Below are 19,894 nucleotides of genomic sequence, written 5' to 3'. Positions count from 1 at the left end.
TACGGCTAGCGGCATCGAAGCCTTGCCACCAAAAGCGACTCGTTTATAACTCGCTCAGCAGCATCCGCAATCAGGCTCGGCGAGTCCTCCTCTTCGCCTAACAACTCCAGCTTCGCCTGAACCGCTAAGGCATATGGATCAAAACCGAGCCTGAATGCTGCACTAAATACCGCCACGAGCGTGTGGCAGTAGATGCATTCCTGTGTGGTGCTCATTACCCCTCCCTGACCATCGACACCGGCCGCCAATAGTCCATGAGCGGCCTCCGTTCTTTTAAGTGAAGCTGGCTTTCGCCAGACCCACAAACATACGGCCGATGAACGTCGCGATTTGTGACAGTCGGCTCACTACCAGCAATCCAAAGCCAGCCGCTGTAGCGATAAGGACGCAGTCATGCCCGAAGAAATCAAACTGATCGCAGCAGCGCCAGTTGTGCGCGATGAATACGGGATGTTTGCGCATCCTGAAATGCCCGACTTCGACGAAGGCGACGGAGAAAAATGCAAAGCCTGGATCGCTGAACAAAGTCTTCAAGTGAAGATGGTATCGCTCGAGTATCACAGCGACGAATCGGTATCTGAGCGCTACTTCGAAGCAGGCGATCCCGACTGCAGCTACTGGGAGCCGGACCGGCCAGACGGCGAAAACTGGTTCTGCCTCGCAATTCACGATACCGATGACGGCCCAGTCTGCTGGTGGGCGCGTCGAGAGGTGGCTTAATTTAGTCGGGAAACCGACAGTTTAGGTGCGAAACCATAGACCTCCATCACCGAGGTACACCCAATGAGACATTTCGCAGACGTATCGCCACCATCGCTCGAGTACACACAAGATCGTCCAGAAATCGCTTTCTAAAAGAAACTGACATTTGGACTGAAAGGTTACGCAAGCGTGCACTAATCGATATTCACACTCGACAAGCTTTACGCATGCAAATAGCGCATGCCTGCGCGATAAACGACATCTAACCCCTCCCCCTACTTCAAGCCTGCCGGTGATCGGCGGGCGGAGAATTCTTATGGCCGATCAAAAACACCTGCTGCGAGAAGCAGCTATTGAAGCGATCTCCGATGTCGCGTTGCACCTGCCGCTCGACTGCCAGATGTTTCTCATCGCTCTCCGGCCGGGCAAGGCCGATTTCGACCTGGTATTGCCGTCGCCCGAGGCGAACCTGAACAACGCGCTAGACGCGCTGCGCCGCAACGGCCTGAGCATCGATGGTGATAACGCCTATAAGCGTGACCTGCTTGACGCAACGGTTGGCGCGATGGCCTTGGGCGTGCAGAACACCAACCCTCCCCCGGCCGGACACTGGGGCCAGCGCTTCTGGGATATCGGACGCGAAGAACGTGCGCTGTGCGAGGAGCTGGTCGCAGCCTTGAAGCTCACCCGCAAGAACCTGCGGGCCTGCCAGGCAACCATTCACCTGTGCGGCGGATTCGATCCGGCCTATGTGAACGACGCCCAGGCGGCGATGAAGGTTGCCGACGAAGCGCTCAGCAAGATATCCGCCTAACCCCTTCTGCCGCCCGGAGCATTACGCCTCCAGACCAACCGAGGACGCGATCATGGCCGCCCTACAGAAAATCACGGACTTACCAGAACCGGACAAATTGACCGAGAAGCAAATGGCCGATCGGCTCGGCACGACCGTTAAGGCGCTCCAAGCAAGGCGTGGCCGCGGGCAAATACCCAACGGCGTCTGGAACAAGATCGGAAATCACATTATTTACAGCGTCAGGAGATATGACGAATGGCTAGAAAGTCTGTGGGTCTCCCCGCCGGGCTTGATCTCAGGGGGGAGACATTCCGTTTCCGGTTCAGTTGGAACGGTAAGCGCTGCTCCGAAACGCTCACGTATCCCCCCACGAAAGCGGGGATCCAGGCTGCCACCCGTTTTAGAGATCAAGTAGTCGGCCTGATTAAGCACGGCCTGATGACGGACCAAAAATACGCCGAGCTGTTTCCTGACTCGGCAATCGCTGCCGATGCGACGGTTCTGTTCGGCGAGTATGTCCAGCTCTGGCTCGATGGGAGAGAGATCGAGGAAGGTGCACGCAGCAACTATGTAGGCACCATGAATCTGTACTGGATGCCGCACTTGGTGCTCACTCCGGTCAGCACCATCACCACCATGATGCTCAGGCGCGTCATCGGCAAAATTGATTGGTTCTCGCAAGGAGTGAAGCGGAACGCGATAACCAAACTTAAAACCATTTTGGATGACGCCGTTCGCGAGGATCTACTGGACAAAAATCCGGCTGAGCTTCTGGACATGCCAAAGCGGAAGGCACCTAATCCTGACCCACTAACAATTGAAGAGGCCAACAAGATCATCGCCTGCTTGTACGCTGCCGAGCATTGGCCGAGCCACATCTATGCGGCGTTCTTCGAGTTTGCCTTTTTTACCGGCATGCGACTGCAGGAAGTCATTGCGCTGCGCTGGGACGAGATTGATTTCGAAAAACGCCAGGCACGCGTATGTAGGGTGATCGTTCGTGGCGAGATCAAGGAGCGCACAAAGACACGAAAAAACCGCTACGTGCTGCTTAACGATCGGGCAATTCACGCCCTTCGCTTTGCGCAATCCTATCTGGACCGGAGAAAACAGGGGAAAGGCAAGCTCAAGGACTTTCCGTACTGCTTCCCGCCGTCCAAGAACACTGTGCACATCCGGCAGACCTCCGACCTTCACAAGCAGTGGATTCCGACTCTGGTCAAGTTAGGGGTGCGACACCGGCCGCCTTACAACTGTCGTCACACTTATGCGACAATATGCATAATGTCTGGAATGAATCCCTCTTTTATCGCCCAACAGCTCGGACACTCAGTCCAGATGCTGCTCTCGACATATGCGCGCTGGCTTAGCTCAAGTGGCGATTGGGGTGAGATGGAAAAGCTTAATATTGGTCCAGAGTTGGTCCAAGGCACAAACCAGAGCCGCGTAACTAATTGAAAGGTAAGGTAATTGATCTCCACAGCGAATATCACCATGCAGTTCGGCGCCAAGCCCTTGTTCGAGAACGTCTCGGTCAAGTTTGGTGCCGGTAACCGTTACGGCCTGATCGGCGCCAACGGCTGCGGTAAATCCACCTTCATGAAGATCCTGGGCGGTGATCTGGAGCCTTCCGGTGGGCAAGTGATGCTCGAACCGAACGTTCGTCTGGGTAAACTGCGCCAGGATCAGTTCGCCTACGAAGAATTCACCGTGATCGATACCGTGATCATGGGTCACGAAGAGCTGTGGAAGGTCAAGGCGGAGCGTGACCGCATCTACTCGATGCCGGAAATGACCGAAGAAGACGGCATGGCTGTCGCCGAGCTGGAAACCGAATTCGCAGAGATGGACGGTTACACCGCCGAATCCCGCGCTGGTGAGTTGCTGCTGGGTCTGGGTATCGGCATCGAGCAACACAATGGCCCGATGAGCGAAGTGTCACCAGGCTGGAAACTGCGTGTATTGCTGGCGCAGGCGTTGTTCTCCGATCCTGAAGTACTGTTGCTCGACGAACCGACCAACCACCTGGACATCAACACCATTCGCTGGCTGGAAAACATCCTGACCCAGCGTAACAGCCTGATGATCATCATCTCTCACGACCGTCACTTCCTGAACAGCGTGTGCACCCACATGGCTGACCTGGATTACGGCGAGCTGCGCCTGTTCCCGGGCAACTACGACGAGTACATGACCGTGGCGACCCAGTCCCGCGAGCAACTGCTGTCGGACAACGCCAAGAAGAAAGCGCAGATTACCGAGCTGCAATCGTTCGTCAGCCGCTTCTCGGCCAACGCCTCGAAAGCCAAACAGGCCACGTCCCGCGCCAAGGCAATCGACAAGATCCAGCTGGCTGAAGTCAAGCCTTCGAGCCGTGTCAGCCCGTTCATCCGCTTCGAGCAGACTAAAAAGCTGCACCGTCAGGCGGTCATCGTCGAGCGCATGGCCAAAGGCTTCGACGGCAAGCCGCTGTTCAAGGACTTCAGCTTCCAGGTTGAAGCCGGCGAGCGCGTTGCGATCATTGGCCCGAACGGTATCGGCAAAACCACCCTCCTGCGCACCCTGGTCAACGAATTGACCCCGGACGCCGGTAGCATCAAGTGGACCGACGCTGCGGAGCTGGGTTACTACGCTCAGGATCACGCCCACGACTTCGAAAACGACGTCACGCTGTTCGACTGGATGGGTCAGTGGACTCAAGGCGAGCAGATGATCCGTGGCACCCTAGGCCGGATGCTGTTCTCCAACGACGAGATCCAGAAGTCGGTGAAGGTGATTTCCGGTGGTGAGCAAGGCCGGATGTTGTTCGGCAAGCTGATCCTGCAAAAGCCGAACGTACTGATCATGGACGAACCGACCAACCACCTGGACATGGAATCCATTGAAGCGCTGAACCTGGCGCTGGAAAACTACCCGGGCACGCTGATCTTTGTCAGCCACGACCGTGAGTTCGTGTCCTCGCTGGCCACTCGAATCATCGAGCTGACCCCGGACGGCGTAACCGACTTCAGCGGCACCTACGATGACTACCTGCGTAGCCAGGGTGTGGTGTTCTGATAGAGGCCTTGTAGGAGCTGCCGAAGGCTGCGATGGCGATCTATCAGGCTAAATGCTTCGCAGCCTGCGGCAGCTCCTACAGGAAGTGCATTCCCATTCAAAGGACTGCATTCAGGTTATAAAAGCCTCAAAACGAAAAAGCCCGGTCAATCTGACCGGGCTTTTTTCATTTCCAGACAAGCATTACTTGAGCTGCAACACCTCAATCCACAACGCGCCCTTGCCGGACTCGGCTTCACTGACACGTTTCAGTGCGCCCTTGTCGCCCACCCCGTAAACACCCACCTTTTCGGCTTTCTCACCGGTCACCAATAGCCATTTACCATTGGGCGAGAAGGCGATGTTGCGTGGCTGCTTCTCTTCCACCGGGTAGTTATCAAGGAAGGTCAGCGCACCGGTTGCGCCATTGACAGCGAATGCTGATACCGAACTGGTGGTGCGTTCAGTCATGAACAGCAACTTGCCGTCTGGCGACAAACGCAGGTCAGCCGCCCAGATGCGCGGCGTCGGATCGTCTTTCAAATCGTTGTTGCTCGCATCACGCACTTCGCCGTGGGCCAGCTTCAGACGTTCGGGAATACCGCTGGCTTGTGCGACTTGCGTCAACGCACCGGTTTTGTCGTCAATCGAGAACGCTGTGACAGTGCCGCTCATCTCGCCGTCGACAAACAGAAACTTGCCATCACTGGAAAACGCCAAATGCCGTGGCCCGGTTTTGGCAGGCACGCTGACGAAACCACTGCCGATTGGCGTCAGCGCTCCGGTCTTGTCGTCCAGCCGATACTGCAGCACGTGGTCGGCACCGAGATTACCGGCGTAGGCAAAACGGTTGCTCGGGTCGGTGCGTACAGAGTGCGCATGCGGACCGGTTTTGTAGGTCTGGATTTTGTCGTCAGGCTTCTTCGCCGCATCAATAGCCTGAACCGTGATGGCGTCAGCACCGTAAGACGCGCCCATCAAAAAGCGACCGCTGCGGTCAGTAGACAGGTAAGCGAGGCTCTCGGCCAGCGGGCCTCGGGACAGCTCAGTCAAGTGCCCGCTTTTGGCATCAATGCTGAAGCCCAGGACCTGGAAGGGTTTGACCCGCAACGCGGCATAAAGAACTTTACCGTCAGGGCTGATCGCCATCGGGTTAACCATATCCCCCGCTTTGGTCTGCTCCACCAGACTCAGCTTACCGCTCGCTTCATCTAGGCTGTACTGGGAAATCAGTCCGTCAACCGGGCTGGAAATGTAAGCGAAAGTCGAGGCGCTGGCGTTCATGCTTAATCCGTAGACAACGGCCGCAGCCAGGAGAAGAGGTTTGCTCACAGGAGGATCCTTTGTTTTTATGATTGTGGTCAGTCATCCTATGACCACCTGAGAATTCCAGCAATTACTGTTTTATAAATTGTTGCGCCTTTACATCGTTAGCATGCTTTCATTTGTTTGCGTGCAAGGCCATGATGTGGCCACTCCCTACCGCCTGCCAGCGAAAGAGCCCCATGTCTGTTGCCACCCCGCCGCCCGTTGCACAGCCCAGCTCCATGACGATCACCCTGCAGATCGTTTCCGTGGTTTTCTACACCTTCGTTGCCTTCCTCTGTATCGGCTTGCCAATCGCGGTGTTGCCCGGTTATGTGCATGACCAGCTAGGCTTCAGCGCAGTAGTCGCGGGCCTTGTGATCGGCTCCCAATACCTGGCCACCCTGCTCAGCCGCCCAACGGCAGGCAAGATCTGCGACACCATCGGCACCAAGCTCGCCGTGGTGTACGGAATGTCCGGTATCGCGATCAGCGGCGTGTTGACCCTGGCCGCAGCGCTGCTCGAACACCTGCCCGAAGTCAGCCTGACCATCCTCATCGTTTCCCGGCTGTTCCTGGGCGTCTCGCAAGGCCTGATCGGCGTGGGCAGCATCAGTTGGTGCATCGGCAAGGTGGGACCGGAGCACACGGCCCGGGCGATTTCCTGGAACGGTATCGCCTCCTACGGTGCAATCGCCATCGGCGCGCCGCTGGGCTACCTGATGAGTCATGAGCTGGGCTTCTTCACCCTGGGTATCGCGCTGACGGTGATGGCCTCCCTGTCATTGCTGGTCATCCGTAAACAAACGGCACCGCCGGTGATCAAGGGCGAGCGCCTGCCCTTCTGGTCGGTGTTTGGGCGCATTGCACCTTACGGCCTGAGCCTGACCCTCGCGTCGATCGGCTACGGAACCATGACCACCTTCATCACCCTGTTCTACGTCAGCCGCGGCTGGGAAGGTGCAGCCTGGTGCCTGAGTGTCTTTGGCGTATGTTTTATTGCCGCACGGCTTTTGTTCATCGGCGCGATCAATCGGCTGGGCGGCTTTACCTCAGCCATTCTGTGCATGGCAGTGGAAACGCTGGGGCTGGTGTTGCTGTGGATTTCGCCCAATACCGCCTTTGCACTCACCGGCGCGGGCCTGACTGGCCTTGGATTGTCACTGGTGTATCCAGCGCTGGGTGTCGAAGCGATCAAGCAAGTGCCGTCCAGTAGTCGCAGTGCTGGCTTGAGTGCTTACGCAGTGTTCTTCGATCTGGCGCTGGCGATTGCCGGACCCATCATGGGCGCAATCGCATTGGGGTTGGGCTATTCGTGGATTTTCTTCTTTGCTTCGCTGCTGTCGATTGGCGGACTGGGCCTCACGGTGCTGCTGTCTCGCCGTGCGAAGGCCCAGGTCAGCGGGGCATAAAAAAGATGAACTGGTGCATCACGTGCCAGTCCGATCTACATACCCGTTTATAGGAGCATCCGCGTGCCCCCTGATCCAGCTGGCGTTAATGCCGACGTAGTGGACATGAGTGATATCCCTGATATTCATCGCTTGCGCGTGCTGACGGTGAATACCCACAAAGGCTTTACCGCGCTCAATCGCCGTTTCATTTTGCCCGAGCTGCGCGAGGCCGTTCGCAGCACCAGCGCCGACCTGGTCTTCCTTCAGGAAGTATTGGGCAGCCATGAACGGCACGCGTCCCGACACGCTGACTGGCCGGAAACCTCTCACTACGAATTTCTCGCCGACAGTATGTGGAGTGACTTCGCCTACGGTCGCAATGCGGTATATCCCGACGGTCACCACGGCAACGCGATACTGTCCAAATACCCGATTCTGCAACATCGTAATCTGGATATTTCGATCACCGGACCCGAGCGTCGCGGCCTGCTGCATTGTGTTCTACAAGTGCCTGGCCATGATGAAGTCCACGCCATCTGCGTACACCTGAGCCTGCTGGAAAGTCATCGTCAGCTACAACTGGATTTACTCTGCAAGCTGCTGGACTCTCTGCCCAGCCATGCACCGGTAATCATCGCGGGGGATTTTAACGACTGGCAGTTGCGCGGCAACAAACGCCTGGCCCGTTGTGAGTATTTACACGAGGTGTTCGAGCGCCATCACGGCGCGCTCGCCAAATCCTATCCTGCGCGCTTCCCGATGCTGCGTCTGGACCGGGTTTACCTGCGTAACGCCACCAGCCATGAACCGCGAATTCTGGGTAACAAGCCGTGGACGCACCTCTCGGACCACCTTCCCTTAGCGGTTGAAGTGCATCTGTAATTACAGGTCTGTTGAAGTGAGGCCTGATCCGGTCGCATTCCGACGCGGCGACGAAAGATAACGCTGAGTATCTGAAAATACTGCATCGACTGATTCGCGGGCAAGCACCGCTCCCACAGGTGATCGAGGTCCATCTATGGGAGCGGTGCTTGCCCGCGATAAATGCAGCGCGGTTTTTCAGATTAAGCGATTAGCCCTCACTCGCCCTCGGCTTGAGAATCAACACCGCCAGCGGTGGCAGGTTCAACGACAGAGATACAGGCTGACCATGGCTCTTGATCTCGTCAGCATGCACACCGCCGCCATTGCCCAGGTTTGAACCTGCGTACATTTCTGCGTCGCTGTTAAGCAACTCGACCCAGTTACCGCCATAAGGCACACCCACGCGATAAGCCTCGCGCGGTACCGGCGTGAGGTTGGCAACCACCAGCAAAGGTTCGCCCTCCTTACTCCAGCGCATGTAGGCGAACACGCTGTTGGCGGCGTCGTCGCCGATCAGCCACTGGAAGCCCATCGGCTCGGTGTCGCGCTCGTGCAGTGCTTTTTCTTCGCGATAGACCCGGTTAAGGTCGCTCACCAGTTTTTTCACTCCGATGTGCTCGGCGTATTGCAACAGGTACCAGTCCAGTTGCTCATCATGGTTCCATTCACGCCATTGCCCAAACTCACAGCCCATGAACAATAGTTTCTTGCCGGGATGAGTCCACATGAACGTCAGATAAGCCCGCAAGTTGGCAAACTTCTGCCAGCGATCACCGGGCATTTTGTCGATCAGCGAATGCTTGCCATGAACCACTTCGTCGTGAGAAATCGGCAGGATGAATTTTTCGGACCAGGCGTACATCAGACCGAAACTCAGCTCGCCGTGATGGTGCGCCCGATGCACCGGGTCCTGCTGCATGTAGTGCAGCGTGTCGTGCATCCAGCCCATGTTCCACTTATAAGCAAAGCCCAGACCTCCCTGTTGCGTGCTCTGGCTGACGCCAGGCCAGGCGGTAGACTCTTCGGCGATCACCAGTGTACCCGGCGCTTCCAGAGCGACGACATCGTTGAGGTGGCGCAAAAAGTCGATTGCCTCAAGGTTCTCACGACCACCAAAACGGTTGGGCACCCACTCACCGGCTTTCCGCGAATAATCGCGATAAAGCATCGATGCCACAGCGTCCACTCGCAGGCCGTCGATATGGTAATGCTTGAGCCAGTGCAGAGCCGAAGCCAGCATGAAACCGTGTACTTCGGTGCGCCCGAGGTTGTAGATCAACGTGTCCCAGTCCTGATGAAAGCCTTCCTGGGGGTTGGCGTATTCGTACAGGGCGGTGCCATCGAACTGTGCCAGTCCGTGGGTATCGGTAGGAAAGTGCGCAGGCACCCAGTCCAGAATCACGCCGATTTCTGCCTGGTGGCACGCGTTGACGAACGCGGCGAAATCTTCCGGTGAACCATAACGTGCAGTCGGTGCGAATTGGGCGAGAAGCTGATAGCCCCACGATCCGCCAAACGGGTGTTCCATGATCGGCATCAGCTCGATATGGGTGAACCCCAGTTCTTTCACATAAGGGATCAAACGATCAGCCAGCTCACGCCAGTTGTACTGACGCCACTGCCCTTCATCGTTCTGTTCCATCTGCCATGAGCCAGCATGCAGCTCATAGATCGACAGCGGCGCATTGGCCGCATGACGATCACCGCGCGATTGCAGCCAATCGTTGTCGTGCCATTCAAATTGCAGCGGAGCAGAGACTTTCGACGCGGTGTCCGGTGGCAACGTCGTCGCCAATGCCATCGGGTCGGACTTGAGCGGCAGAATCCCGTGCGCGCCCAGAATCTCGAACTTGTACAGCTCACCTGGCTGCAGGCGCGGGACGAACACTTCCCAGACTCCGGTAGGATGGCGCAGGCGCATCGGATGACGACGTCCATCCCAATTATTGAAACTACCAACCACCGAGACGCGTCGGGCATTGGGTGCCCAGACAGCAAAGCGCACCCCCTGAATACCTTCCACGGTGGTCAATTGGGCACCCAGGCAACTGCTCAGATCGCGATGGTTACCTTCGGCAAACAGGTAGAGGTCCATCTCGCCCAGCAGCGGGCCAAAACTGTAGGGGTCTTCGGTGATTTGCTCGCCACCGGCCCAGTTTATCTTCAACAGATAAGGTTGAACCTGAGCAAAACGCCCAATAAAGAAACCTGGGACTGCGCTCATTTCCAGCGCGCCCAGCTCATGTCCTCCTTCGCGCGCCAACACCGTTACGCTCAGCGCATCGGGCAGGTAAGCACGAATGATCTGACCATTGGCCCCATCGCCATGGGGACCCAGTATCGAGAAGGGATCACGGTGTTCAGCACGGATCAATGCATCCATGTCTACAGCTGCGGGCATCAGTCGCGGGCCCGCGCCGGTTTCGTCAGGCGCATTCATCAAGACTCTCCATCAGACAGATTGAGCAACCCACGCAAACCTTGCAACGGCACGGACAACCAGGCCGGGCGGTTTTCAGCTTCGTAGACCACTTCATAAGCAGTTTTTTCCAGGGTGAACAGCTCAAGCGCTGCGGCCTCACCCTTGGCGTCTTTCCAGGCGTGGGCCAATCCGGCAGTTGCCGAACGATAACCTTCGATGAAGGCTTCACGCGCCTGGTTCAAATAAGTTTCAGCAACTCGCCGACGCGCTGCACCGGCTTCCGGCGATGTATCGACACTTTGCGCACTGCGTACTGCCATGGCCGCCGCGTAATCGAATGATCGCAACACACCACTGACGTCCTTGAACGGGCTGTACTTGGCGCGGCGCTCCTGCACCGAACGCGCGGGCTCGCCTTCAAAGTCGATCAGGTAAGCATCGCCCTTGACCACCAATACCTGGCCAAGGTGCAGGTCGCCGTGAACCCTGATACGCAGACCTCCCACCGAGCGTTTGGCCAATGCTTGCACATGCGCCAGAACTTTCTTGCGGTTGGTCAGCAAATCACTGACCAACTGCTGATCAACAGGTTCCAGTGCACCTTTGTTCTGCTCCAGCAATTGCAGCGCGTGCTCCATTTGTGCAACGACGCTTTTGCCGGAAGCCTGGCTGTCTTTGACGCTGGTGACCTCAACCGCAAAATCCGGATTGTCAGTTGAAGCCGCCAGCACCTGGTGCATTTCCCCCAGACGAAGCCCCAGATTACCGGCGAAATCCTTCAATTCCAGCAAGGCGTTGTAATGCTGTTCCTGGCCGGAAACACTGTGAGACATCTCGTCACGCACTGCACGTTCCAGATTGTTCTGAGTCCACTCCCACGCATCGCCCTGATTACTCAGATACCCCTGGGCAATCATCAGCAAATGATGCTGGCCGTCATTGCCGACACGTACAACTGAACCCAGCAGCGGCGAGATGTACTGGTAACCGGCATTGGTCAGATAAGCGCCCATTTCCAGTTCCGGATGAATGCCCGGATTGACCCGGCGAATCATCTTCAGCACCAGGCTGCTACCTACCACCACCGAGCTATTGGACTGCTCAGCAGACAGGTAGCGCACTTCCGACTCATTACTCAAACCCAGCGGTTGAAGTTGCGAAGTGTGCTCGAAACGCAACTCCCCTTCACTGCTAGGGAGCACGGTTTGCACTTGCATGCCGTGTACCACCGCGCGAATAAAAGTTTCCAGAGTGAAAGCGTCTGTGACCAACCCTACCTGACGGCCCCGGCGTACGCGGGCCAAAGCCAGTTGCTGTGGCAAGGCGCTGCTGATGTCATCCTCAGCGAGCATGCCAAACGGCAGTTGGTAGCGTGCGTGATGATCGCCCGCCGTGACTTCGATTTCGCTGAGCAGAACCGGATGCGCGGCGTCGCCAAAACGCACGGCGTAGGCGATATGCACTTTGTCGATGGTTTTGTCCTTGGCGGCAAACCAGCGGCGCTTCGGCAGATAGAGCGCCAGCGAATTCTGTTCCATCACTGTGCGCAAGGGCTCTTCGAGCAATTCTTCGAGGCGTTTTTTCAGGACCATGGTCGGGAAGTCCGGCATGCTTTGCGCAGGCTCCACATGCCAGCTCGGCATCTGGTTTTCTGCGGCGAGCAAGAACCAATAAAAGCCATAAGGCGGTAAGGTCAACAGATACGTCAGTTGGCCAATCGGTGGGAAAGCGCTGCCTCCGAGCATTTCAACCGGGACCGTGCCGGCATAGGCTGAAAGCTCCAGTTCGGCGGCCTGCGAGGCGCTGGACATATTGGCGACACACAAAATGATCTCGGTCTTGCCATCCGGCCCGGTGTATTCACGGGTATAGGCCAGGATCCGGCGATTACTCGGCGACAGCATTTTCAGCACGCCACGACCAAAGGCCTTCTGTTGTTTGCGCACCGCCAACATGCGCCGGTTCCAGTTAAGCAGCGAATGCGGGTCGTTGTTCTGGGTCTCGACATTGACCGACTGAAAGCCGTACAGCGGGTCCATGATAGGCGGCAATACCAGGCTGGCCGGATCAGCGCGCGAGAATCCGCCGTTACGGTCGATGGACCACTGCATCGGCGTGCGGACCCCATCACGGTCGCCCAGATAGATGTTATCGCCCATGCCGATCTCGTCGCCGTAGTACAACGTGGGCGTACCTGGCATCGACAAAAGCATGCTGTTGAGCAACTCGACACGTCGACGATCTCGCTCCATCAGCGGAGCCAGACGGCGACGAATACCCAGGTTGATGCGTGCCCTACGGTCTGCTGCGTAGTAGTTCCACAGGTAATCACGCTCACGGTCAGTGACCATTTCAAGCGTCAGCTCATCGTGGTTACGCAGGAAAATCGCCCACTGGCAGTTGGCCGGAATTTCCGGCGTCTGGCGCAGGATATCGGTAATCGGGAAACGATCCTCCTGAGCCAGCGCCATGTACATGCGCGGCATCAGTGGAAAGTGAAACGCCATATGGCATTCATCACCGTCATCACCCTTGGTATCACCGAAGTACAGCTGGGTATCTTCCGGCCACTGATTGGCCTCTGCCAGCAGCATGCGATCCGGGTAATTGGCGTCGATTTCAGCACGGATCTGCTTGAGCACCGCATGGGTCTCGGGCAGGTTTTCGTTGTTGGTGCCGTCGCGCTCGATCAAATACGGAATGGCATCCAGACGCAGGCCATCGATCCCCATGTCCAACCAGTAGCGCATGACTTCGAGCACCGCTTTCATGACCTGCGGATTATCGAAATTCAAATCCGGCTGGTGCGAATAGAAACGATGCCAGAAGTACTGCCCGGCGACCGGATCCCAGGTCCAGTTGGATGTCTCGGTATCGAGAAAAATGATCCGGGTGCCGTCGTACTTGTCGTTGGTGTCGGACCAGACGTAGAAATCACGGGCCTTGGAGCCCTTCTTGGCGGTACGCGCCTTTTGAAACCAGGGGTGCTGATCCGAGGTGTGGTTGATGACCAGCTCAGTGATCACTCGCAGCCCGCGTTTATGCGCCTCGGCAATAAACTTTTTGGCATCCGCCATGGTGCCGTAGTCGCTGTGGACACCGCGATAGTCAGCGATGTCATAGCCGTCATCGCGGCGCGGGGACGGGTAGAACGGCAATAACCAGATGGTATTCACGCCCAGTTCGGCGATGTAGTCGAGCTTGGAGATCAAGCCCGGAAAATCACCGATCCCATCGTTATTAGAGTCATAAAAAGACTTTACGTGGACCTGATAAATCACCGCATCCTTGTACCAGAGCGGGTCCTTGATGAAGGCCGCGCTCTTGGGTTTCTTCGCCATAGCTCATTCCCTGTTAGTTGGACTGGATACGCCAGATGCCGAAAGGCTGATACGAAGGATCGATACGCATGAACTGGTTTTTCCCGTACCAGGTCCAGCGGTGTCCGGTCATCAAATCTTCACCGGAAGTCGCTGCATCATCTGGCAAACCCATCTCCCACAAAGGCAACTCGAAATGCGCTTCCTGCGCATTGAATGGATCAAGGCTGACGGCAACCAGAATGAAGTTGCTGCCATCGGCGCTGCGCTTGCCGAAGTACAGAATGTTGTCATTCCAGACCGTATAAAGCTTCAGGCCCAGGTGCGTCTGCAACGCCGGATTCTGACGCCGGATGCGATTGAGCTGGGCAATCTCGGCAATGATATTGCCTGGCGCCGTGTAGTCCCGAGGACGGATCTCATACTTCTCGGAATCCAGGTATTCTTCCTTGCCTGGCACGGGCGCCGACTCACACAACTCAAAGCCGGAATACATACCCCAGAGGCCAGAACCCATGGTTGCAAGCGCTGCCCGGATCAAAAATCCGGCACGTCCGGACTCATGCAAAAAGTGCGGATTGATGTCCGGCGTATTAACAAAGAAATTTGGCCGGTAACAGTCGCGCCAAGGCGCTTCATTAAGCTGAGTGAAATATTCGGACAACTCGGCCTTGGTGTTACGCCAGGTGAAATAGGTGTAGCTCTGGGAGTAACCAACCTTGCCCAACCGCGCCATCATCGCTGGCTTGGTGAACGCCTCTGCAAGAAACATCACGTCCGGGTGCTGGCTGCGAATGTCATCAATCATCCACTGCCAGAACGGCAGCGGTTTGGTGTGCGGGTTGTCCACCCGGAAGATCTTCACCCCCTCTTCGACCCAACCCAGCACCACATCCCGCAACTCCAGCCACAGCCCGGGTACTGCATCGGGTGCGTAGAAGTCGACGTTGACGATGTCCTGATATTTCTTTGGCGGGTTCTCCGCGTAACGGATCGTGCCGTCAGGACGCCAGGTGAACCAGCCCGGATGCTCCTTGAGCCAAGGGTGATCCTGAGAACACTGAATGGCGAAATCCAGAGCGATCTCCAAGCCGTGGTCGGCGGCTGCCGCTACCAGATTGCGGAAATCTTCGCGGCTGCCCAACTGCGGGTGAATCGCTTCGTGGCCGCCGTCCTCACTGCCAATAGCGTACGGGCTGCCCGGGTCATCCGGGCCTGCCGTCAGGGAGTTGTTCGGACCTTTACGATGTGCACGTCCAATGGGGTGGATCGGCGGGAAATACAGCACGTCAAAACCCATGTCACGGATCATTGGTAACCGGGAATGCACGTCCCTGAAGGTGCCGTGTCGATTCGGATCATCGGTGATCGAGCGAGGGAACAATTCATACCAACTGGCAAATTGCGCGAGCTCGCGCTCCACATCCAGCGGGAACTCGACGCTGCGGCTCAGAAACGCGTGATTGTCAGCCTGACTCATCAAGGCCGACGTTTCGCTGTTCAGCAACTGCGCCACTCTTGCCTCGGGCTCTGCGCGCTCCAGCTCACCCAGAACACGGAGTATCTGCGCCTTTAGCTCACCGGAACTGCGTTCTGCAGCATGTTCCAGATGAATGCGGCCTTCGGTCAACTCCAACTCGATGGACACGCCTGCGCCAAACTTCTTCTCAAGCTCATAGCGATAACTGGCGAACTGGTCGATCCAGGCTTCAAGCCGGAAGATATATCGACTCACAGCAGTCGGCGTGAATTCGCCAACCCAGCTGTCATTGCCCAGATCCTGCATGGGCGCGCTGTGCCAGGTGTCTTCGGTAGCCGAACGCCAGCGAATCTGCACAGCCAGTTTGTCGTGACCGTCAGCAAATACCTTGCTGGTTACCGTGACGGGCTGGCCAATGATCCCTTTGACAGCAAAAAGCCCACCTTCAATAACCGGCGTCGTGTCTTCAATCACAATGCGCGGCAGTTGCAAGGCTTGGGTCAAAGGTAGGGGTCGAGTCGGGTGTGGTACATCACTGGCCAAGGAATCCGGGCCGTACGGTTGATCAGCGGTCACATTCATCGAGCATCACTCCTCACGCCCCTGGGGACGCTCCTGTGCAATCCATGCATGAAGATGGTCAGGCCGCCGTACCGCTGGCAACCTGAGCAAGAATTTTCTGGCGGCCACAGTCGAGAGACTGAATCCGGCCTACTGGTTTCCGAGCAGTCACGGACGGGAAAAGTTCAAAGAGGTTTGCAGTCAGGCAGCACAAGACGACTGTCAGCTTAGACGCAGATTGGTCGTTCGCTTGTCGATTGAGTGAGCCATCCGCGAAAGCATGTGGTCGAAACAGGCGTGGCCAGAAAAATGTCATTTTGCGACCGCATTTGCCCTATGCCATCCAGCACGTAGAGGTGACGCCAATGAACATCCCTATTCCGCCAGAAACGCCCGATCCGATGATTGATGACCCGGCACTGCCGGTACCCAAACCTGAGCAGGACCCTCCGCCGACTATGCCCCCGGTCATCCCTACCCCGGTAGGTGATCCGCCGCCAGAAGAACCGCCCGCTATCCTGGGCCAGGACTTTCCCGAATAGGCGCTTATTGCGTCAGGGCTTTTCCGAGCCGTCCTTTTTATCGGGGTTCTCTTCAGCGGGGTCTATTTTGCCGATCACTATCGGCATCAGACTCAGAATTCCCAGCGCGAGCACAGTACTCAACAACGCCGTGGCCTCCCGCCCCATACCCGCCGCGATTCCGATCGCGGCGGTCATCCAGAGCCCGGCAGAAGTCGTCAGGCCTTTGACCTGATCGGTCCTCTGCGCGCGATCCTTGAGAATTGTCCCGGCGCCGAGAAAACCAATACCGGCAACAATTCCCTGAGTAACCCGACTCAACGCAGCGTCATCAGCTCCGGCCATCCGCGGTGCCAGTACGAATAATGCCGCGCCCATTGCTACCAGCATATGAGTGCGAACGCCTGCCGCCTTGCCCTTATGCTCACGCTCAAACCCCAGAATTCCGCCAAGCACCGCGGCGAGCGTAAGCCTGACCGTGACCTGCGTCAGCTGGGTGGCATCGGTGATATCGGAAAATTCCGCTTGAAGCGCTACCCAGACTTCTTGCCACCATGCATTCATTGTTGCTCCTTGAAAAATGTCTTGAGGGGTTACGAGATCACTACGGGGTGCGAGATACAGTCGTGAGGCAAAACATTGGACCTGTAGGCGCTGCCGAAGGCTGCGATCGCGATGTGTACGGATCAATGCTGCGCAGCCTCCGGCAGCTCCTACAAAAGCATCGCAGCCAATGGACAGCGACGGACGGCAAGAGTGCGGGCTAACACTCCATTGTCCGCACGGTCGTAAATCAAGCAGCCCCAGTGAAAGGAGATCACCATGCCTCTGCAATTCGATGCAACCTACGCGCACTGTTCGGCCGAGATCGACGGCGTGCGCTACAGCAGCCCTACTGCTGAAGTTTCGATCACTACCAACGATGCAACCCACATGTCCGAAGCAGAGATCGATGGCATCAAGGTGCCCATTACTGAAGCGGAAGCCGATGCGCTAACCATCTACAAGGCGCGAGATCTGCGGCATCACACGGTGGACCGTGACGACGAGGATTCACAGACCGTCATTTGAACCCGTAAATACGAGTGTCTGACGGTATCTGATCCGGTCTTTAATCGTTAAGCTGGCCCTGTTTTCAACACGTCGCGTCGCTCACCCTGTTGTTCACTGCCCCGTGATTCAGATGAGCGTCCGACATGATCGAACATAGCCCGCGAGACGTCATGAAGCGTTACGAAAAGTATGCCGATAACATCGCCGAACTGATCCGGACCGGCGTGCTGGCGCCAGGGCAGCGCGTGCCGTCAGTCCGTTATGCGAGTCAGACTCACGGTATCAGCCCATCTACGGTGTTCCAGGCTTATTACCTGCTAGAACGCCGCGGGCTGATCCGTGCCCGGCCCCGCTCCGGTTATTTCGTCAACGCCAAGGCACTTGATCAGTCAGGCGTCGCATTCAGCGAACCGCTCATTGAGGCTCATGTCGGCGAGTCCACTGAAGTCGATGTCAGCGAACTGGTGTTTTCGGTGCTGGGTTCCATCAAAGACCCTAACACCGTGCCCTTCGGCTCAGCATTCCCCAGCCCGATGTTGTTCCCCATGCAACGTCTGTCTCGCTCACTTGCCAGCGCCAGCCGGGACATGGACCCACGCGTCGTGGTGACTGATATGTCACCGGGATACCCACAGTTACGTCGGCAAATCGCCCTGCGCTACATGGTCGGTGGTCTGGTGTTGCCCATGGAAGAGCTGCTGATCACCAACGGCGCTCTGGAGGCGCTGAATCTTTGCTTGCAGGCCGTCACACAGCCTGGCGATCTTGTCGCCATCGAAGCGCCCGCCTTTTATGCCTGCCTGCAGGTGCTGGAACGCCTCAAACTCAAGGCCGTGGAAATCCCGGTACATCCCCGGGACGGTATTGATCTGGACATCCTTGCGCAAACGCTGGAACGCCATCCCATCAAGGCGTGCTGGTGCATGACCAGTTTTCAGAATCCGACTGGCGCACTGGTGCCTGAGGCACGCAAACAAGCACTGGTGGCCTTGCTCGCAGAGCACCAAGTCCCGCTGATTGAAGATGATGTCTACGCAGAACTGTATTACGGCCCCCATGCGCCTAAACCGGCCAAGGCCTTCGACACTCAAGGGCTGGTCATGCACTGCGGGTCCTTCGCCAAGAGCCTGGCCCCCGGTTATCGAATTGGCTGGGTAGCGGCAGGACGCTACGCGCAAAAAATCGAGCGGCTGAAGCTGATGACATCGCTCTGCGCATCGATGCCTGCTCAGGCGGCGATTGCCGACTATTTACAGCACGGCGGCTACGACCGGCATCTACGCAAACTGCGTTATGCCCTTGAGGATCAGCAGCGGGCGATGCTCGGCGCCATAGGGCGTTATTTTCCTGCGCAAACCAGGGTCAGCCAGCCCACGGGCGGCTATTTCCTGTGGCTGGAACTCCCGGAGCAAGTCGACTCACTGCAGGTTTTCAAAACGGCGCTGGCTCAAGGCATCAGCATCGCGCCAGGGCCGATCTTTTCTCCCACCCGGCGCTTCCGCCACTGCATCCGCCTGAATTACGGCGGTATCTGGAATGACGCATCAGACAAAGCGATGCAGACCCTGGGACGGATCATTCACTCAATGCTTGCGAATTGAGCGAATCAGCGACCGCCCCCCAGATCAATGAACGTGCCGGTCGCATATGAAGCCTTCTCCGACAGCAGCCAGACGATGGCTTCGGCAACTTCTTCGGCAACGCCGCCACGGCCCATGGGAATACCGGATTCCAGCTTGCTGACCCGGTGCGGGTCGCCGCTCAGGGCGTGAAAGTCAGTAAAAATGTAGCCCGGGCGAACGGCATTGACGCGGATACCCTCGCCTGCCACTTCGCGAGCCAGGCCCGTCGTGAAAGTGTCGAGCGCGCCCTTTGAAGCGGCGTAGTCAACGTATTCACCAGGTGAACCGAGGCGCGATGCTACCGAGGACACATTGACGATGCTGCCACCTTTACCGCCATGGCGTGGAGACATGCGCATCAGCGCGTGCTTGCTGCAGAGCATCGGACCGACCACATTGGTCATCATCATTTTCAGCAAACGAAACTCGGTCAGTTCCTCGACACGGGAAGCGTGGGCGACGGTAGCGGCATTGTTGACCAGATGAGTCACCGGACCGAGTTCGGCATCGACGCGGGCGAATAAACGAATAATTTCATCTTCGTTACTGACGTCAGCCTGAACGGCAAACACGCTGGCACCCAGGGCACGAACCTGCTCACACACTTCCTCTGCGGCGCGGTGATCGGAGAGGTAATTAATGCAGATTCGGTAACCCTGCGAAGCAGCAAGCAACGCAGTGGCTGCGCCAATACCACGGGAACCGCCCGTGATGATGAGAACTTTATCCATAAATGTCTCCTGTAAAACGGGGCATGACTTTGATCTAACAAGAGTTCAACGTTCAGAAGCGAATTGTATTCTCTGTAAGAGGCAGCG

Annotated in this window: 16 protein-coding genes; 9 read left to right on the top strand and 7 right to left on the bottom strand. The window is 57.1% G+C overall.

Annotation, left to right across the window (positions count from 1 at the left end):
- Window positions 1-5 precede the first annotated feature (5 nt).
- Window positions 6-215 carry a hypothetical protein gene (locus tag AUC61_RS14445; protein WP_243246936.1) on the bottom strand — a complete coding sequence of 70 codons (210 nt, stop codon included), beginning with the start codon at window positions 213-215 and terminating at the stop codon, window positions 6-8.
- A 178-nt stretch (window positions 216-393) separates the two neighbouring features.
- Between AUC61_RS14445 and AUC61_RS14440 the strand changes: the two genes are divergently transcribed.
- The 4 genes from AUC61_RS14440 to AUC61_RS14425 all read left to right on the top strand — a co-directional run bounded on the left by AUC61_RS14440 (window position 394) and on the right by AUC61_RS14425 (window position 4,555).
- On the top strand, window positions 394-720 hold the full coding sequence (locus AUC61_RS14440) for a hypothetical protein (protein WP_243246935.1): 327 nt from the start codon (window positions 394-396) through the stop codon (window positions 718-720).
- Between the two features lie 298 nt (window positions 721-1,018).
- Window positions 1,019-1,516, top strand: coding sequence for a hypothetical protein (locus tag AUC61_RS14435; protein WP_243246934.1), 498 nt, complete (start codon window positions 1,019-1,021; stop codon window positions 1,514-1,516).
- 237 nt (window positions 1,517-1,753) lie between these two features.
- Window positions 1,754-2,956 carry a tyrosine-type recombinase/integrase gene (locus AUC61_RS14430; protein ID WP_243246933.1) on the top strand — a complete coding sequence of 401 codons (1,203 nt, stop codon included), beginning with the start codon at window positions 1,754-1,756 and terminating at the stop codon, window positions 2,954-2,956.
- Window positions 2,957-2,968: 12 nt separating this feature from the next.
- Window positions 2,969-4,555 carry an ABC-F family ATPase gene (locus AUC61_RS14425; protein ID WP_243246932.1) on the top strand — a complete coding sequence of 529 codons (1,587 nt, stop codon included), beginning with the start codon at window positions 2,969-2,971 and terminating at the stop codon, window positions 4,553-4,555.
- 183 nt (window positions 4,556-4,738) lie between these two features.
- Here the strand turns inward: AUC61_RS14425 and AUC61_RS14420 are convergent, their stop codons facing one another.
- The gene (locus AUC61_RS14420; RefSeq protein ID WP_243246931.1) at window positions 4,739-5,866 is read right to left on the bottom strand and encodes a lactonase family protein; all 1,128 of its coding nucleotides are present in this window, start codon (window positions 5,864-5,866) and stop codon (window positions 4,739-4,741) included.
- Window positions 5,867-6,039: 173 nt separating this feature from the next.
- On the opposite strand from AUC61_RS14420, the gene AUC61_RS14415 reads away from it, so the two are divergent.
- On the top strand, window positions 6,040-7,251 hold the full coding sequence (locus tag AUC61_RS14415; protein WP_243246930.1) for an MFS transporter: 1,212 nt from the start codon (window positions 6,040-6,042) through the stop codon (window positions 7,249-7,251).
- Window positions 7,252-7,356: 105 nt separating this feature from the next.
- The gene (locus tag AUC61_RS14410) at window positions 7,357-8,115 is read left to right on the top strand and encodes an endonuclease/exonuclease/phosphatase family protein (protein ID WP_243247077.1); all 759 of its coding nucleotides are present in this window, start codon (window positions 7,357-7,359) and stop codon (window positions 8,113-8,115) included.
- A gap of 190 nt (window positions 8,116-8,305) precedes the next feature.
- Here the strand turns inward: AUC61_RS14410 and glgB are convergent, their stop codons facing one another.
- Genes glgB through AUC61_RS14395 form a run of 3 tightly spaced genes read right to left on the bottom strand, consistent with a single transcriptional unit; the run spans window position 8,306 to window position 15,901 of the window.
- On the bottom strand, window positions 8,306-10,537 hold the full coding sequence (gene glgB / locus AUC61_RS14405; RefSeq protein WP_243246929.1) for a 1,4-alpha-glucan branching protein GlgB: 2,232 nt from the start codon (window positions 10,535-10,537) through the stop codon (window positions 8,306-8,308).
- The gene (gene treS / locus AUC61_RS14400) at window positions 10,537-13,860 is read right to left on the bottom strand and encodes a maltose alpha-D-glucosyltransferase (RefSeq protein WP_243246928.1); all 3,324 of its coding nucleotides are present in this window, start codon (window positions 13,858-13,860) and stop codon (window positions 10,537-10,539) included. Before treS ends, glgB begins: the two co-directional genes overlap by 1 nt.
- A 13-nt stretch (window positions 13,861-13,873) precedes the next feature.
- Window positions 13,874-15,901 (bottom strand): alpha-1,4-glucan--maltose-1-phosphate maltosyltransferase, encoded by a 2,028-nt coding sequence (locus AUC61_RS14395; protein ID WP_243246927.1) that lies wholly within the window; start codon window positions 15,899-15,901, stop codon window positions 13,874-13,876.
- Between the two features lie 344 nt (window positions 15,902-16,245).
- On the opposite strand from AUC61_RS14395, the gene AUC61_RS14390 reads away from it, so the two are divergent.
- Window positions 16,246-16,422, top strand: a complete 177-nt coding sequence (locus AUC61_RS14390) for a hypothetical protein (protein ID WP_243246926.1) — start codon at window positions 16,246-16,248, stop codon at window positions 16,420-16,422.
- Window positions 16,423-16,434: 12 nt separating this feature from the next.
- Here the strand turns inward: AUC61_RS14390 and AUC61_RS14385 are convergent, their stop codons facing one another.
- Complete coding sequence (locus AUC61_RS14385; RefSeq protein ID WP_243246925.1) at window positions 16,435-16,965, bottom strand: MgtC/SapB family protein; 531 nt, start codon at window positions 16,963-16,965, stop codon at window positions 16,435-16,437.
- A gap of 258 nt (window positions 16,966-17,223) precedes the next feature.
- On the opposite strand from AUC61_RS14385, the gene AUC61_RS14380 reads away from it, so the two are divergent.
- Together AUC61_RS14380 and mapR are read left to right on the top strand one after the other, a co-directional pair.
- Window positions 17,224-17,472: a DUF3203 family protein gene (locus AUC61_RS14380; protein WP_243246924.1), complete on the top strand. Its 249-nt coding sequence runs from the start codon at window positions 17,224-17,226 to the stop codon at window positions 17,470-17,472.
- A gap of 152 nt (window positions 17,473-17,624) precedes the next feature.
- Window positions 17,625-19,055 carry a GntR family transcriptional regulator MpaR gene (gene mapR, locus AUC61_RS14375; RefSeq protein WP_243246923.1) on the top strand — a complete coding sequence of 477 codons (1,431 nt, stop codon included), beginning with the start codon at window positions 17,625-17,627 and terminating at the stop codon, window positions 19,053-19,055.
- A 5-nt stretch (window positions 19,056-19,060) separates the two neighbouring features.
- Here mapR and AUC61_RS14370 read toward each other — a convergent pair whose 3' ends face one another.
- Window positions 19,061-19,807, bottom strand: coding sequence for an SDR family oxidoreductase (locus AUC61_RS14370; protein ID WP_243246922.1), 747 nt, complete (start codon window positions 19,805-19,807; stop codon window positions 19,061-19,063).
- Between the last annotated feature and the right edge of the window lie 87 nt (window positions 19,808-19,894).

Source organism: Pseudomonas maioricensis (genome assembly GCF_022790535.1).
Lineage (GTDB): Bacteria > Pseudomonadota > Gammaproteobacteria > Pseudomonadales > Pseudomonadaceae > Aquipseudomonas > Aquipseudomonas maioricensis.
The sequence above is the reverse complement of the archived record's forward strand: the minus strand, read 5'-3'. Positions and strand labels throughout refer to the sequence as shown.

What these genes read in the sequence shown, in the direction of transcription:
- AUC61_RS14430 (WP_243246933.1), top strand. Translation starts at nt 1,754, where the DNA reads ATGGCTAGAAAGTCTGTGGGTCTCCCCGCCGGGCTTGATCTCAGGGGG.
- AUC61_RS14370 (WP_243246922.1), bottom strand. Translation starts at nt 19,807, where the DNA reads ATGGATAAAGTTCTCATCATCACGGGCGGTTCCCGTGGTATTGGCGCA.
- AUC61_RS14415 (WP_243246930.1), top strand. Translation starts at nt 6,040, where the DNA reads ATGTCTGTTGCCACCCCGCCGCCCGTTGCACAGCCCAGCTCCATGACG.
- AUC61_RS14385 (WP_243246925.1), bottom strand. Translation starts at nt 16,965, where the DNA reads ATGAATGCATGGTGGCAAGAAGTCTGGGTAGCGCTTCAAGCGGAATTT.
- AUC61_RS14380 (WP_243246924.1), top strand. Translation starts at nt 17,224, where the DNA reads ATGCCTCTGCAATTCGATGCAACCTACGCGCACTGTTCGGCCGAGATC.
- AUC61_RS14440 (WP_243246935.1), top strand. Translation starts at nt 394, where the DNA reads ATGCCCGAAGAAATCAAACTGATCGCAGCAGCGCCAGTTGTGCGCGAT.
- AUC61_RS14445 (WP_243246936.1), bottom strand. Translation starts at nt 215, where the DNA reads ATGAGCACCACACAGGAATGCATCTACTGCCACACGCTCGTGGCGGTA.
- AUC61_RS14395 (WP_243246927.1), bottom strand. Translation starts at nt 15,901, where the DNA reads ATGAATGTGACCGCTGATCAACCGTACGGCCCGGATTCCTTGGCCAGT.
- treS (WP_243246928.1), bottom strand. Translation starts at nt 13,860, where the DNA reads ATGGCGAAGAAACCCAAGAGCGCGGCCTTCATCAAGGACCCGCTCTGG.
- AUC61_RS14390 (WP_243246926.1), top strand. Translation starts at nt 16,246, where the DNA reads ATGAACATCCCTATTCCGCCAGAAACGCCCGATCCGATGATTGATGAC.
- AUC61_RS14435 (WP_243246934.1), top strand. Translation starts at nt 1,019, where the DNA reads ATGGCCGATCAAAAACACCTGCTGCGAGAAGCAGCTATTGAAGCGATC.
- glgB (WP_243246929.1), bottom strand. Translation starts at nt 10,537, where the DNA reads ATGAATGCGCCTGACGAAACCGGCGCGGGCCCGCGACTGATGCCCGCA.
- AUC61_RS14410 (WP_243247077.1), top strand. Translation starts at nt 7,357, where the DNA reads ATGAGTGATATCCCTGATATTCATCGCTTGCGCGTGCTGACGGTGAAT.
- mapR (WP_243246923.1), top strand. Translation starts at nt 17,625, where the DNA reads ATGAAGCGTTACGAAAAGTATGCCGATAACATCGCCGAACTGATCCGG.